The sequence below is a fragment of the Shewanella marina JCM 15074 genome (genome assembly GCF_000614975.1).
In the GTDB taxonomy this organism is placed as follows: Bacteria; Pseudomonadota; Gammaproteobacteria; order Enterobacterales; family Shewanellaceae; genus Shewanella; species Shewanella marina.
Genome location: NZ_BALM01000006.1, coordinates 22714 through 35716 on the forward strand (window position 1 = coordinate 22714; position 13003 = coordinate 35716).

The 13003-nt window shown below is 40.1% G+C and carries 13 protein-coding genes and 1 pseudogene; 8 read left to right on the plus strand and 6 right to left on the minus strand.

The genetic code is table 11. The features are described 5' to 3' along the window. Window positions 1-2 precede the first annotated feature (2 nt). Window positions 3-1169, minus strand: a complete 1167-nt coding sequence (locus JCM15074_RS06425) for a M24 family metallopeptidase (RefSeq protein ID WP_025820475.1) — start codon at window positions 1167-1169, stop codon at window positions 3-5. Between the two features lie 335 nt (window positions 1170-1504). Between JCM15074_RS06425 and JCM15074_RS06430 the strand changes: the two genes are divergently transcribed. Genes JCM15074_RS06430 through JCM15074_RS06440 form a run of 3 tightly spaced genes read left to right on the plus strand, consistent with a single transcriptional unit; the run spans window position 1505 to window position 3811 of the window. Beyond that, entirely contained in the window at window positions 1505-2182 is a 678-nt protein-coding gene (locus JCM15074_RS06430) for a helix-turn-helix transcriptional regulator (RefSeq protein ID WP_025820476.1), read from the plus strand. A gap of 12 nt (window positions 2183-2194) precedes the next feature. Further along, window positions 2195-2578 carry a RidA family protein gene (locus tag JCM15074_RS06435; RefSeq protein WP_025820477.1) on the plus strand — a complete coding sequence of 128 codons (384 nt, stop codon included), beginning with the start codon at window positions 2195-2197 and terminating at the stop codon, window positions 2576-2578. Between the two features lie 57 nt (window positions 2579-2635). Then, window positions 2636-3811, plus strand: coding sequence for a diaminopropionate ammonia-lyase (locus tag JCM15074_RS06440; protein ID WP_025820478.1), 1176 nt, complete (start codon window positions 2636-2638; stop codon window positions 3809-3811). A gap of 53 nt (window positions 3812-3864) precedes the next feature. On the opposite strand, the gene JCM15074_RS25390 is transcribed toward JCM15074_RS06440, so the two are convergent. Beyond that, entirely contained in the window at window positions 3865-4407 is a 543-nt protein-coding gene (locus JCM15074_RS25390) for a type II secretion system protein (RefSeq protein ID WP_025820479.1), read from the minus strand. A 94-nt stretch (window positions 4408-4501) separates the two neighbouring features. Continuing rightward, complete coding sequence (locus JCM15074_RS23500) at window positions 4502-5617, minus strand: ankyrin repeat domain-containing protein (RefSeq protein ID WP_025820480.1); 1116 nt, start codon at window positions 5615-5617, stop codon at window positions 4502-4504. 375 nt (window positions 5618-5992) lie between these two features. Here JCM15074_RS23500 and JCM15074_RS06460 point away from each other — a divergent pair, with 375 nt between their 5' ends. Then, window positions 5993-6643 carry an AcfA family outer membrane beta-barrel protein gene (locus JCM15074_RS06460; protein ID WP_025820481.1) on the plus strand — a complete coding sequence of 217 codons (651 nt, stop codon included), beginning with the start codon at window positions 5993-5995 and terminating at the stop codon, window positions 6641-6643. A gap of 81 nt (window positions 6644-6724) precedes the next feature. Here the strand turns inward: JCM15074_RS06460 and JCM15074_RS06465 are convergent, their stop codons facing one another. The 3 genes and pseudogenes from JCM15074_RS06465 to iadA all read right to left on the minus strand — a co-directional run bounded on the left by JCM15074_RS06465 (window position 6725) and on the right by iadA (window position 9696). After that, window positions 6725-7708: a DMT family transporter gene (locus JCM15074_RS06465; RefSeq protein WP_025820482.1), complete on the minus strand. Its 984-nt coding sequence runs from the start codon at window positions 7706-7708 to the stop codon at window positions 6725-6727. A 382-nt stretch (window positions 7709-8090) separates the two neighbouring features. Continuing rightward, complete coding sequence (locus tag JCM15074_RS06470) at window positions 8091-8429, minus strand: hypothetical protein (protein WP_025820483.1); 339 nt, start codon at window positions 8427-8429, stop codon at window positions 8091-8093. A 101-nt stretch (window positions 8430-8530) separates the two neighbouring features. Further along, window positions 8531-9696: pseudogene (gene iadA / locus JCM15074_RS21240) on the minus strand (beta-aspartyl-peptidase). 151 nt (window positions 9697-9847) lie between these two features. On the opposite strand from iadA, the gene JCM15074_RS06480 reads away from it, so the two are divergent. The 4 genes from JCM15074_RS06480 to hpt all read left to right on the plus strand — a co-directional run bounded on the left by JCM15074_RS06480 (window position 9848) and on the right by hpt (window position 12950). Then, entirely contained in the window at window positions 9848-10270 is a 423-nt protein-coding gene (locus tag JCM15074_RS06480) for a hypothetical protein (RefSeq protein WP_025820484.1), read from the plus strand. Window positions 10271-10385: 115 nt separating this feature from the next. Further along, window positions 10386-11747 (plus strand): UDP-N-acetylmuramate:L-alanyl-gamma-D-glutamyl-meso-diaminopimelate ligase, encoded by a 1362-nt coding sequence (gene mpl / locus JCM15074_RS06485; RefSeq protein ID WP_025820485.1) that lies wholly within the window; start codon window positions 10386-10388, stop codon window positions 11745-11747. Window positions 11748-11758: 11 nt separating this feature from the next. Next, window positions 11759-12412, plus strand: coding sequence for a flavin prenyltransferase UbiX (locus JCM15074_RS06490; RefSeq protein WP_148300743.1), 654 nt, complete (start codon window positions 11759-11761; stop codon window positions 12410-12412). A 7-nt stretch (window positions 12413-12419) separates the two neighbouring features. After that, a complete protein-coding gene (gene hpt / locus JCM15074_RS06495) occupies window positions 12420-12950 on the plus strand; it encodes a hypoxanthine phosphoribosyltransferase (RefSeq protein WP_025820487.1) in 531 nt (176 codons plus the stop codon). Window positions 12951-13003 lie beyond the last annotated feature (53 nt).

The following is a 13003-nucleotide window of genomic DNA, read 5'->3' on the forward strand; positions in this document are numbered from 1 at the left end:
GATTACTTGATAATGATTAGCTCTGGCTCTGCACGAGCAGATAACCATTCCGCGCCATTTTCAGTAATTACGATGTTTTCTTCGTGCACCATAGACTTACCTGGTGCGTACACCATGCCTGGCTCAAGGGTCATCACCATACCTGGCTTTAATTCTGTGTTGTCAGTCGCAGTATTTGATGGACGCTCTGTAAGTTCGATACCTAAGCCGTGGCCTAAACGACCTACGTCATTACCTAATGCGCCGTTAGCTTCTAATACTTGCCACATTGCGTTGTAGATATCAGAAGTCGTTGCACCAGGGCGCGCAGCTTCAAAACCTGCTGTCGTTGCATCGTAAGTTGCACGGTAAGCGGCTTTAGTTTGCTCACTTGCTTCACCAAATGCCCAGTTACGGTCGAAATCAGAGAAGTAACCATCACGTACTGCACCCGTATCAATAATTAATACGTCGCCAGTTTCGATAACGCGGTCAGTTGGACCCATGATGATGCTGTCATAACCGTCTTGGCCTGAACCTGCGATGATGTATGGACATTCATCAGCACCTGCTTGCAACATATCAATACGGAATTGCTTACAGATTTCGCGCTCAGTCATGCCTGTTTTTGCATATTCAGGGATCTTGTCAAAGCCGATGTTAGTGATACGACAAATTTCACGTACTTTAGCGATTTCTGCTGCTGATTTAACTTGGCGAATTTCGTGAATGGCGAGTGATACGTCAACAAACTTCTTAGTCACTGTTTCAGTTAAGGTTAAGAAGTTATTCACAGGCATACGTAGGTGAGATTCGATACCTAATGTTGCACCAACACGACCAAAGCGTGCTGGAAGTTTGTTTAGGATGTCAGCAACGATACTAATACCGTCATCTTCAGGACGTGGTGATGCCCAAGTGTGGATATCATCAACCCAAGTGCCGGCCATGCCGCTTGCACCAATTTCAGGAATAACTGCAATTGGCTTGCCCTCTGCAGGAAGGATCAAGAACCAAGGACGTGTAGGGCTGTGCCAGAACTGAGTGTGAAAACCTGAGAAGTAGCGAACATTCGGTTCAGTGGTTAACAGGATTGCATCAACTTCTAATTGACGCATCATGCGCTGGGCATTCTCAGCACGCATTTCAAATTCAGCGGTAGTAAACCCACGTTGTAATGAGGCTTGCATTCTTGTACTCCATATAACGAGCAATCGTTGCTGGTTTTAAATCTAATTAAGTGATTGTGCAGTTAACATTAGTTAACCGAGATCTGCATAATACTGTTTACGAAAATTAAAATTGTGACCTAGTTCAAAAACAGATGCTAGAGTTAACTATAGTGACCTTAAATGGCGAGAAAATGTGATCAAAAGCGTATTTGAGGCAACTTTTGGTAAATTTAACTTGATTAAAGGGAGGAAAAGACGTCCTATATAAGAAAATTAACGCATTACAAAGATTCAAATAAGCGGTAAAATAGCAACTAACAACACTCGTTATAGTTAACATAAGTAAACTAAAAATGTATAAAACAACACTGAGTCACTTTATTACTGAGTTCACTCCCCGGGATAGGGAGATTTTACAGAGCTACTTTAATCTGGCAGAAAGCATGGCAGATTTAATTGGGCCTCATTGTGAAGTTGTTATCCATTCATTTGAGCAATTTGATGAGTCGGTCGTAAAGATCGTTAATGGTCATCATACCGGTCGTAAAGTGGGCTCACCTATGACCGATTTAGGCTTAAGAATGCTACGCCATTTTGAACAAACCAATGAGCTGACGCCAAAAAGCTATTTTAGCCACAACAAAGAGGGCTTATTGCTGAAGTCGAGTACCTGTATTTTGACGGGTGACAATGGCCGTCCTATTGGTATGTTCTGCGTTAATATGAATTTATCTAGACCTTTTCCTGAGATTATTCAGTCGCTTATGCCGAATATGACACAGGGACCATTAACCTTGACTGAAAACTTCAGTCATTCATCGGCAGAGATGATTGAGCAGGCAATTGAGCTGGCGATTATTGATGTGAATAACGATGCCAGTGTTAATTTAAAAGGTCATAACAAAGCCGTAGTTAAACATCTGTTTGATAATGGTATTTTCGAATTTAAAGAGGCAACAGGTATTGTTGCTGAACACCTTAATATTACCAAACATGCTGTCTATAAATATATTCGACAGTTTAAAGCTTAAAGAGAGAACATCATGAAAGAAGTAATCCACACTGAAAATGCTCCTGCTGCAATCGGCCCATACTCACAAGGTATCAGCCTACAGAACCTAGTGTTCACTTCTGGTCAATTACCATTAGATCCAAAGACAATGGCATTTGTTGAAGGTGGCATTAAAGAGCAGTCACAACAGTCTCTAGCTAACTTAAAAGCTGTGTTAGAGCAAGCGGGTGCTTCTATTGATACCGTTGTAAAAACAACTTGTTTCCTAGCTGACATGGAAGACTTCGCTGCATTTAACGAAGTATACACAGCTGTATTTGGTACTGACGCTGCACCAGCTCGTTCATGTGTACAAGCTGCTCGTCTACCAAAAGATGCATTAGTTGAAGTAGAAGCAATCGCATACATCAAGTAATCGATTAATTTCACCTCACGACAATATTTATCAGTACCTGAATAAGAAGTGGTCATCATGCTAAAGTTAATTTCAAATGCGTTCCATAATGGTGAAACATCGGCTTTGTTTAATACCGAAGTAGCTCAACATACTCGTCAATTTCATCAGCAAATTGCAGGTTATCAAGCAACGCCGTTAGTGTCTTTACCACAGTTAGCTAAACACCTAGGTGTGAAAGCTATTTTAGTTAAAGATGAATCTCACCGCTTTGGCTTAAATGCATTTAAAGTGTTAGGTGGTTCATATGCTTTAGGTCAACTATTAGCACAGCATCTTAATCTTGATATTAGCGAGATTGATCTGAAGACCGTGGCTGAAAAACTAGAAAAGCCAATGGTATTTGCTACCGCGACTGCAGGTAACCATGGTACTGGTGTGGCTTGGGCTGCGCGTGAAATGGGTCAAAAGGCAGTGGTTTACATGCCAAAAGGTTCATCACAAGCAAGCGTTAACCGTATTCAAGGCTTAGGCGCTGAATGTATTGTGACTGATGTGAACTATGACGATACCGTACGTATTGCTAATGAAACTGCAACTGCAAACGGTTGGATGCTAGTACAAGATACAGCATGGCCTGGTTACGAGCAGATCCCAACTTGGATCTCTCAAGGCTATATGACCATGGCTGTTGAAGCTGCAGAGCAGATGCAAGCTCTTGAAATTCAACCTACTCACCTAATGCTGCAAGCGGGTGTAGGTGCAATGGCTGGTGGTATTTTAGGTTACTTTGCTGATAAATATGGCACTGATGCATTAACGACTATTATCTCTGAGCCAAGTGCGGCAGATTGTATCTACCGTTCAGGCGAAAAAGGTGAAATGGTTGCGGTAACAGGCGCATTAAACTCTATCATGGCAGGTCTTGCATGTGGTGAGCCTAACCCAGTGACATGGCCGATTCTAAAGCAATGCAGTAACTTCTTTGGTTCTGTAGACGATAGCATTACTGCAATGGGTATGCGTATTTTAGGTAACCCATTAGCGGGTGACGCTAAGATTGTCAGTGGTGAGTCAGGTGCATTAAACCTTGGTTTACTTTATGCAGTGGCAACAAACCCTGAATACCAAGCGATGAAAGCTGAAATGGGGCTAGATGAAAACTCAGTGGTTATGATGTTCAGCACTGAAGGTGATACTAACCCAGATCGTTACCGTCAAATCGTATGGCATGGTGCTCATAGCGCTAACTAATTGTCATAAGAAATTGCAAATGGAGCCTGTCAAATGACAGGCTTTTTTATTGGTTAGCAACCTGTCGTTACGGCTAGTGCGGTCGCTTTGCCATAATTAGGTTGGTAGTCAACATAGCAGTTAGTGGCAATAATTTGTTCGGCTGTTGGGCTACTACTGTCGACTTTATCCTGATAAGTGAGTACGGGCGCCCACCATCCATTTAAGACTCTTCTGGCGCTGATCATATTGGCTGCATTTAAGTCTAAATTGATGGCTTCATATATTTCAGGTAGGGGATTATTATCATTGCCTTCTCCTGTTAATGTATCGTCATCACCTCTAGCAATACCAGTAATAACACCGACATTATCTAATTGGTAGGTGGTTGCATTTGAACCATTAACGGTATCGCGTGATTTTACTCGAGCTTCTGCAAGCGACATGGTTATATAGCTATTCATAGAACCCGCAATCGCTTTTAGTGTTGCGGCCTTTGCATCTGCAGATAAATTGATAAATTTAGGAGCGGCAACAACCGCTAATACCCCTAATATAATAATGACTACGACTAACTCTATTAAGGTAAAACCTTGGTTAATTTGACGTCCTGTCATTTGAATCCTCTGATATTTTATTAATATAAATCTTTAATATCAGAACCTTAACAGGTTTTGTTGAGAGTTGTGCTCATGAAAAAGTTTTATTTTGCTATAAAGCTGTAGGGAGCAATTCTTGTAATAATGCTTGGCTATGATTATTGATAAGCTTGGGATTGGCACCATGATTGAGTAGCAGTTGTGTGATTTCAATATTACCTTGATTAATCGCATACCAAAGTGGTGGATTGCAGTGTTTATTGGAATTGGTACAGTGACTATTGGTATTAGCCCCTGCGTTAATGAGTTGCTTAACCAAACTGACACTATTTAAGTTGATAGCAGTTGTTAAAGGGGTATGCATAAACTGATTATAGTGATTTATTGGTAGTCCATGAGTCAGTAAAATTTGCAGCATTAGGCGAGCATGCTCGGTAACTTTATGTTGGCTTAAATCAGCCAGAAAATGGCTAACTTGCTTTGGTTCAAGATGTTGCCATGGTTGATAAGCGTGAGCCATAAAAAAGGATAAGATCTCTGGATTAGTATGGGCTAATGCATTAAAGAATCGTGTTTTGAAACCAATTAGGTTCAAGTTTATTTTGGCAAAGCTAATACCGTTGCGCTGTAATAAATCGATTATTTGTAGGTTGTTAGAGTTAATTGCAGCAATGATTACATTATTATATTCATTTGCAGTGATCGCTCTGCTTTCTAGAAGCAGCTGTACTGTATTAGGCTTATCCAACCTAATTGCATTTAATAAAGTATGTTCATCAATAGGAAGTTCCATCGCAAGTAGCAATTTAATCATTTGCGGTCGGTCATAATTAATTGCTGCCGTAAAGGCCTGCAATAATGACTGGCGGATCTCGCTAGGCAGTGCTTGATAAACTGTTTGATGTGGGTGTTTTAGATCATAGGCCAATGGGCTCTGTATTCGATGCGATGAAGCGATTGGAAAATTAATATCAGCAAAGATTTTATGTTGATTAACGACATGATGAACTTGTTGAGTGTATTGCTGTAGTGATTGGCTGAATAACTCAAATTGATTCTCACTCACCATTTGCACTAATGTCATCGCGCGTGTTTGTGATTTTGAATGTTGCTCAAATAGGATGAATAACAATATTGAACTGGTGGCTAAAGTACTAACAAGTAATATTAGTTTTAGGTAATATTGCTTGCTAATATTTATAAATATCTGTAGTTTTGCTTTTTGCATGAGCATTGAACCAGTATGGGCAATATTATCTATTTTGAATGGTTTAATAATTTTTTAGTATTGTAATATTAAATGAGTTTGAGTTATAGCAACAATATTTTAATAACTTAAAATAGAGCGAAATGAGTATATTTATTAATAAAGCCTAATATTGGATGTCGTCGTATAAATAAAAGAAAACAATCTGTTACTCCATAAAATATTACCCCAATAACGATACAAACTGTAACAACGATTAATTAACAATAATCTAATCTAAACAGTCAATTTAATATCGTCACTTTATACTGGCAGCCAATTTATACACCCAAGCAACTTCAGCTTGTTTGGGGCTATCTGCTGAACTTGCTATTACCTGATTAATTAGGATTTTTGATGAAAAAGACATTATTGGCAACGCTATTGCTAGTTTCTCCTTCTGTATTGGCAGCACCTTATGTGGGTATGCAATATGGTATGGGTAAGCTGCAACATGATTATAGTACTCATTTCACTGCCGATAACATTACTGTGACACCTGATGAAACTAATTCAGATTTTGGCGGTTTTATCGGTTATCAATTTAATGACTCAATCGCATTAGAATTAGGTTATAACCAGATTAACTCTGAAGCTGAGATTGGCAAGTATCTGGGGGTTGTCGCTTTTCAAAATATGGATTTTCATCATGAACGTGAATGGCAGGCGCAGCTTAAAAGCAAACAAATAACCCTAAAGCCTGTATATTCATATGCGTTAACTGACAATTTAGCCGTAAAAGCTGCAGTGGGTTTAACCTACACTCAATATCACTACTCATCTTCATCAGTAGATGAATATGAGGGCGTGTTTAATGATGAGCTTGAATCAGAGCAAGTTCGCGCAGGCGGCTATGCTGATAAACAAAGTGCTTGGGGTGGTGTAGCGAGTTTAGGGCTTGAATATCAAGTGTTTCCTGCAATTTTCTTAGGTGTTGCTGCTGAATATCAAAAAGACAGTGTCGCCAGTAAACAGCAATTATTGTTTAGCGCACGTTATCAGTTTTAGTAAGTAAACAAACAAATAAAAACGCAACATTCAATGAATGTTGCGTTTTTTATTAAACAATAAAAGTATAAGGGGGGGAGCTTAAGCTTTTTGTTCAGTTAATTTAATATCGCTAACAGTGTCAGGGCTAGCTTTGGTTTCAAATCGAGTAAAGACATAAAGGGCGACCACAATTAAAGACACAATAATGGTTTTGCTTAGCATCATCTCTTCACCTAAGGTCAGTACCGCAACGATATAACCGACTAGCGGCATCAGGTTTAACGCCATTGTAGCTTTTTCTACACCAATTTTTTTGAATGAGTAAAGCTGTACTAAATAGCTACCACCAGAAATACCCATACCTAAGAAAATTAACAGACCAAGTAATAATGGGTCTGATAGGATGATAAAGATTTGAGATAGATCTAATCCCATTGTAACTGCCACAAATAAACCGAATACTGCAACTGAGATATATTGGTATAGCATAGAGACTACTGAGCCATATTTATCCGCTAAACTGGCACGTAAGTGTGCAGTCCATGCTAGCGCTAGCATTGAACAAGTTACGTAAACATAACCAAGCCAGGCAGTACCATTTTCAATTTCATTAGTTGGGCCTACGCTCATGGCATAAATACAAACTGCAGATGCGATAAAGGCTGCCCATTGAATTTTATTCATTTTAAAATTCATAAACATCATACCAAAAAAGACGGTTGCAAAAGGCTGCATGCCTTGAATAACACCGTTTTCAGTTGCACCAATATGCGATAAAGATAAAAAGTTAAACAGTGAGAAAACACCTTGACCAATAATGCCGCATAGTGCAATTTTTAAGTAATCTTTCTTTTCAATTTTTAAGTTATCACCTAAATCTTTACTGAGAGTTTTACTTTTAGAGGTGAAGTAATAAATAATTGATAAACCAATAACTGCGGTGACATATCTAAAAAACACAAGTGTTAATGGATCGACAGCCATAGATAGTGGTTTAGAAACTACCCCAGTAACGCCCCAGATACATGCAACAAGAATAGCTGCGCTCCAACCAAGAAATACATCCTTATTATTTAAGGTCATATATTTTCCTTTATATTTTTTAATGTCAGCTTTATTTAAGCTATGCGAGAAAAATGGTTACTTAATTTTTTATTATAAGTTGGTCAACAAAAGTTAACTTGTGAACATAATACTGTTTACTCATTTTAAAATTGTGATTTAGATCTAAAACAATTTTTCTAGTTAACTTTTGTGGACTGTAGCGATCGATTTTGTGATCAAATTCTTATTTAAGGTAACTTTTGTTGAACTTGTTTCATTTTGGCAGGATTGAATGAGCTTGTGTTAACTATTGCTAAGTTAACAAAAGTAAACTTTTTAAATAAGGATTAAGTATATTAGATTTAATTTAATGATGGGTATTGAGAATTAACCATATTGCTTTTATCTGAGCATAAATCAATCATGCGGCAAGGCTAATAAAATAACGTAAGTTTTTTTGTTTTATTTGGTCAATATGATTAATTATAATATGACTTTTATTTTGCTCATCAAATGTAAGTTGATTAAATGGGTCATAAAAATGTTGGCCTTTTATAAAGGTAATATAAATATTTTGATGTCGATAATAGAGGTTAGCGACTAAAGAGTGTCGATTGTAAAATTCAATATTATCTTGATGAGTGATGACCTGTAGAAAAGGATTAGCACTAATAAATAGCTCAATTAATTGTGTTTGTAATGAATTCGACGTGGAATAATTGTGCTCTATAGGTGGCAGTTGGTGTTGGCTTAATGACATCAATGATACTCCCAGCAAACAATTTTAATAAGGTAAATTGTGCCATGTTTGCTGGGTAAAATATGTACAACTATGGTTGGGGATGATAAAGATGTTAATAATTAACAGCGTTCAAATTGGCTATAACGGACGGCTTGGCCTTGGTCGACTAACAGTAGCCCTTGGCTCCAGACTTTATCAATAACCATATCTGGCGTGGTCAATACCATATCTGCATCCATGCCGACTGCGAGTTGCCCCTTTTGGGTTAACTTGAGTGTGCGCGCAGCATTGCTAGTCACTAACGGCAGTACCTCGGCTAAGTTCATCCCTGCGGCCACTAATTGACATAGGCTTTGGTATAGGCTGGCAACGGTGCCCATTTCTAAGCCCGTTAATTCTCCCCGGTCATTAAAGACAGGAAGACTGGCATTACCATCAGAGCTTAGACTGATTTGGCGCAGCGGTACATTGGCGTTAATGGCTTGCTGTACGGCATCGACTACCGCAACTTCACCACTGTCTAAGCAGGCTTGATTGGTCGATGCGGTAAAATCAATCATGGCACCTGCTTTAGCAAAGGCAAAACCTTGTTCAAGCAATTGTTGGCTACGGTTGATATGAGTGGGATAAAACTGAGTGAGTGGAATATCTGTTTGCTCTGCAACTTGATGCAATAAATTAAGTCCCCCTTTACCATCGCCCACATGCACAAAAACAATACCTGCTTTGCCAGATAACATACCGCCAACACGGCATTCTGCTGCAACTCGTGCTAGTTCATGTACGCTCAGTTGGGAGCCTCTATGATCGGCAATGGCAATTTCACCGACGCCAATAATCTGGTCAATCAGCATCAAATCACGCTAATACTGCCCGTTAAAGTTGCTACTGGATAGCTATAAGAGCCTGTGTAGCAATAAACGCTGAGGCCATCTTGTTGCAACCCTTTAGCTTTAGCGATTAGCTCTTCTAAAGTTCGGCTAATTGAATCAGTGCCAAGCGCACCAACCAAGGTGGTAACGCCGTATAAGCTGGCATCGGTTAAATTCATTGCACGGGTTCGTGTGGCAAAACCGCCTTCACCGCCACCGCCCGTAATATGGGCTAGAGGGTCAACTAAGCCTGGCAATAATTGTTTGCCGCTGCCATCAATTTCTTGATGAAGTTCGCTGTTAATATTGAGGTTGTGGCCAATCGCTAAGATTTTTCCCGCAGCAAATAGGACATCTTGATTGCCACAATATTGCGGTGCATATAATTCAACGTTACGGAGCAGGGTAAGCATGATGTTCTCTTTGGAATATAAAAAGTAGGGCGCAAGCAAGATAACCAACTGCTTAAGTAGTTGCAATTGCAGCGCGCACACTCTGAATAAATATAATCTATCGCTTAATTCGTAGTAAACTAATCACAATATTACCTGTTTAGGAAAGACAATGAGTCAGCCTGATTACCGTTTGTGGTTACATGATTTTTTTATTATCAATCCATTGATTGATGCCAAGCTGTTAGAAAAATACGGCGACTTCGAATATTGGTCTGCTGATGTGCATCAGTTGTATGTTGATCTTGGCGATAAAGACATTAGCTTTAATTTTATAGAGCTAATGGAACTGCTTGAAGTCAGCGAAGAAGAGTTACAACATTTCTTCCAAATCGATGCGTGGTTAAGTAACCGTATCTTTAATTTAATTACTGAAGATTATTACCAGCGCTGGTCAGTTGAAGATGGTGCCATTGCCGTGACATATGAGTCAGGCGCAATTGAAGAGTTTGATATTGAAGCCATCAATAAAGCGATGCAAGACGGTAACGAAGATTGGAGTTATATGACCTTGCTAAAAGCATTTGAAGGCTAAATTTACATCATCGTATTGATAAAAAGCAGAAGCGAATGAGCTTCTGCTTTTTTGTTTCAAGTTTAGATTTAACAAGGCTACAATAGCTTGAATTTTCAGAAATTGAGTGGTTGACATGCATGTACATATTTTAGGGATCTGTGGCACGTTTATGGGTGGTATTGCCGTGCTAGCAAGAGCCATGGGACATAAGGTCACTGGCAGTGATGCTAATGTTTACCCGCCGATGAGCACCCAGCTTGAACAACAAGGCATTGAGCTTATTCAAGGATTTGATCCTAGTCAGCTTGATAGTAAACCTGACATTGTGGTGATTGGTAATGCCATGAGCCGTGGCAATCCTTGCGTTGAGGCTGTATTAAATCAAGGCATGAAATATACCTCAGGCCCTCAATTTCTGGCTGAACATATTTTACAAAACCGTTGGGTATTAGCCGTTGCTGGCACTCATGGTAAAACCTCAACTTCAAGTATGTTAGCTTGGATTTTAGAAGATGCAGGTTATAAGCCGGGCTTTCTAATTGGCGGCGTACCACAAAACTTTGGCGTATCAGCGGCATTAGGTGAATCAGATTTCTTTGTGGTTGAAGCAGATGAATATGACAGTGCCTTTTTTGATAAGCGTTCTAAGTTTGTACATTATCATCCACGTACTTTGGTGATGAATAACCTAGAGTTTGATCATGCAGATATCTTTGCAGACTTAGCCGCTATTCAGCGCCAATTTAACCATCTGCTACGTACCGTGCCGGGTCAGGGCAAAGTGATCTATCCCAATGATTGCCAAGCACTAAAACAAGTGATTGAGATGGGCTGTTGGAGCGAGCAAGAAACCTTTAGTCACATTGCTAATGAGTCGCCTTGGCATGCGAATAAAGTTGTTGCTGATGGCCACCAGTTTGAAGTTTATTTAGCGGGTGAATTACAAGGTCAGTTAACTTGGTCATTAATCGGCGATCATAATATTGAAAATGCGATGATGGCGATAGCAGCAGCGAGACATGTAGGTGTGCCGCCAAGTGTGGCGATTGATGCGTTAACGCGTTTTATGCCGCCTAAGCGTCGACTTGAATGCTTAGGTGAGGTCAACGGCGTGACTGTTTATGATGATTTTGCTCATCATCCTACTGCGATTGCAACTACTCTAGCGGGCTTACGTGCCAAAGTGGGCCAAGGCCGTATTTTTGCGGTATTAGAGCCACGTTCAAATACCATGAAAAGTGGTGTACATAAAGACACCCTCGCAGGCTCATTAACCCAGGCTGATGCAGCATTTTTATATCAAGCGGATAATATTGATTGGGATATTAAAACAGCGATGGCGAATGCGGCGATTCCAGTCACTGTGTTGACCGATATCGATGCAATCGTGACTGAACTTACGCAGCAAGCAAATGCTGGCGATACGATTGTGGTGATGAGTAACGGTGGTTTTGGTGGTATTCATCCTAAAATTTTAGCGGCATTAGCTAAATAAGGATGGCGTTTATGCAACTAAATTCAAGCATAAAACAAAAAACCATTAGCTTGGGCTGGACAGGTGCATCAGGTGCGCCTTACGGCTTACGTTTGTTGGAATGCTTATTACAAGATGGTTATCGCGTTTATTTGATGGTATCCAGTGCCGCAAGAGTGGTGCTAGCAACTGAGCATGGTTTGCAATTGAGTGCCAATAGCGATAAGGCTAAAGCACAGCTAGATCAATTGTTTAATGGTCATCAAGGCGAACTGATTGTATTAGGCAAAGAACAGTGGTTCTCACCGCCAGCATCAGGTAGCGCTGCCCCTAAACAGATGGTGATTTGCCCTTGTAGCACGGGGACTTTAGCTGCCGTGGCAACCGGAATGAGTAATAACTTACTCGAACGTGCAGCCGATGTGGTATTAAAAGAGCGCGGCCAGCTTATTTTAGTGCCAAGAGAAACGCCGTTTAATGCCATTCACTTAGAGCATATGTTAAACTTAACTCGAAATGGAGCGGTGATCATGCCAGCAGCGCCTGGTTTTTATCACCATCCACAAAACGTGCAAGATCTGGTAGACTTTATGGTCGCCCGAATTTTAGATCATTTGGGAATAGACCATTCATTAACGAGTCGTTGGGGTTATGATAACCCTAAAGATAGCGACCTCGACCATTGAGAGTGATATGAAACACACCATCGAAGAGATGATTTCAGTTGACGAAATCAACCACAAACTGGATGAAATGGCAGCCGTAATTAATGCCCATTATGCCGATAGCGAACGTTTGCTAATGGTGGGTCTATTAAAAGGCTCAGTCGTATTTATGGCTGACTTATGCCGCCGCATTAAAGGCCATGTAGAGATCGACTTTATGTCGGTATCAAGCTATGGCAATGCGATGACCAGTTCACGTGATGTCAAGATTCTGAAAGATGTGCAATCAGACATTCAAGGCCGTGATGTGCTGATCGTTGAGGACTTAATCGATTCAGGTAATACCTTGAATAAAGTTCGCGAAATGCTGTTACTACGTGAGCCAAAAAGCTTAGCTTTATGTACCTTGTTAGATAAGCCTGAGCGCCGTGAAGTTGACGTACCAGTCGATTTTGTTGGCTTTACCATTCCGGATGAATTCATTGTGGGTTATGGTATTGATTATGCTGAGCAATATCGTAACTTACCTTACATTGCTAAGGTAATTCCGTTAGAGTAATTCTCGCGGAATAATAAATTAAAATAAACTCCCGCCATGTGCGGGAGTTTTAT

Excerpts from the sequence above, each read along its gene's own strand:
- JCM15074_RS06435 (WP_025820477.1), top strand. The coding sequence starts at position 2,195 with ATGAAAGAAGTAATCCACACTGAAAATGCTCCTGCTGCAATCGGCCCA.
- JCM15074_RS06470 (WP_025820483.1), bottom strand. The coding sequence starts at position 8,429 with ATGTCATTAAGCCAACACCAACTGCCACCTATAGAGCACAATTATTCC.
- JCM15074_RS06440 (WP_025820478.1), top strand. The coding sequence starts at position 2,636 with ATGCTAAAGTTAATTTCAAATGCGTTCCATAATGGTGAAACATCGGCT.
- JCM15074_RS06480 (WP_025820484.1), top strand. The coding sequence starts at position 9,848 with ATGAGTCAGCCTGATTACCGTTTGTGGTTACATGATTTTTTTATTATC.
- JCM15074_RS06425 (WP_025820475.1), bottom strand. The coding sequence starts at position 1,169 with ATGCAAGCCTCATTACAACGTGGGTTTACTACCGCTGAATTTGAAATG.
- JCM15074_RS06460 (WP_025820481.1), top strand. The coding sequence starts at position 5,993 with ATGAAAAAGACATTATTGGCAACGCTATTGCTAGTTTCTCCTTCTGTA.
- JCM15074_RS06430 (WP_025820476.1), top strand. The coding sequence starts at position 1,505 with ATGTATAAAACAACACTGAGTCACTTTATTACTGAGTTCACTCCCCGG.
- JCM15074_RS23500 (WP_025820480.1), bottom strand. The coding sequence starts at position 5,617 with ATGCAAAAAGCAAAACTACAGATATTTATAAATATTAGCAAGCAATAT.
- JCM15074_RS06490 (WP_148300743.1), top strand. The coding sequence starts at position 11,759 with ATGCAACTAAATTCAAGCATAAAACAAAAAACCATTAGCTTGGGCTGG.
- mpl (WP_025820485.1), top strand. The coding sequence starts at position 10,386 with ATGCATGTACATATTTTAGGGATCTGTGGCACGTTTATGGGTGGTATT.
- JCM15074_RS25390 (WP_025820479.1), bottom strand. The coding sequence starts at position 4,407 with ATGACAGGACGTCAAATTAACCAAGGTTTTACCTTAATAGAGTTAGTC.
- hpt (WP_025820487.1), top strand. The coding sequence starts at position 12,420 with ATGAAACACACCATCGAAGAGATGATTTCAGTTGACGAAATCAACCAC.
- JCM15074_RS06465 (WP_025820482.1), bottom strand. The coding sequence starts at position 7,708 with ATGACCTTAAATAATAAGGATGTATTTCTTGGTTGGAGCGCAGCTATT.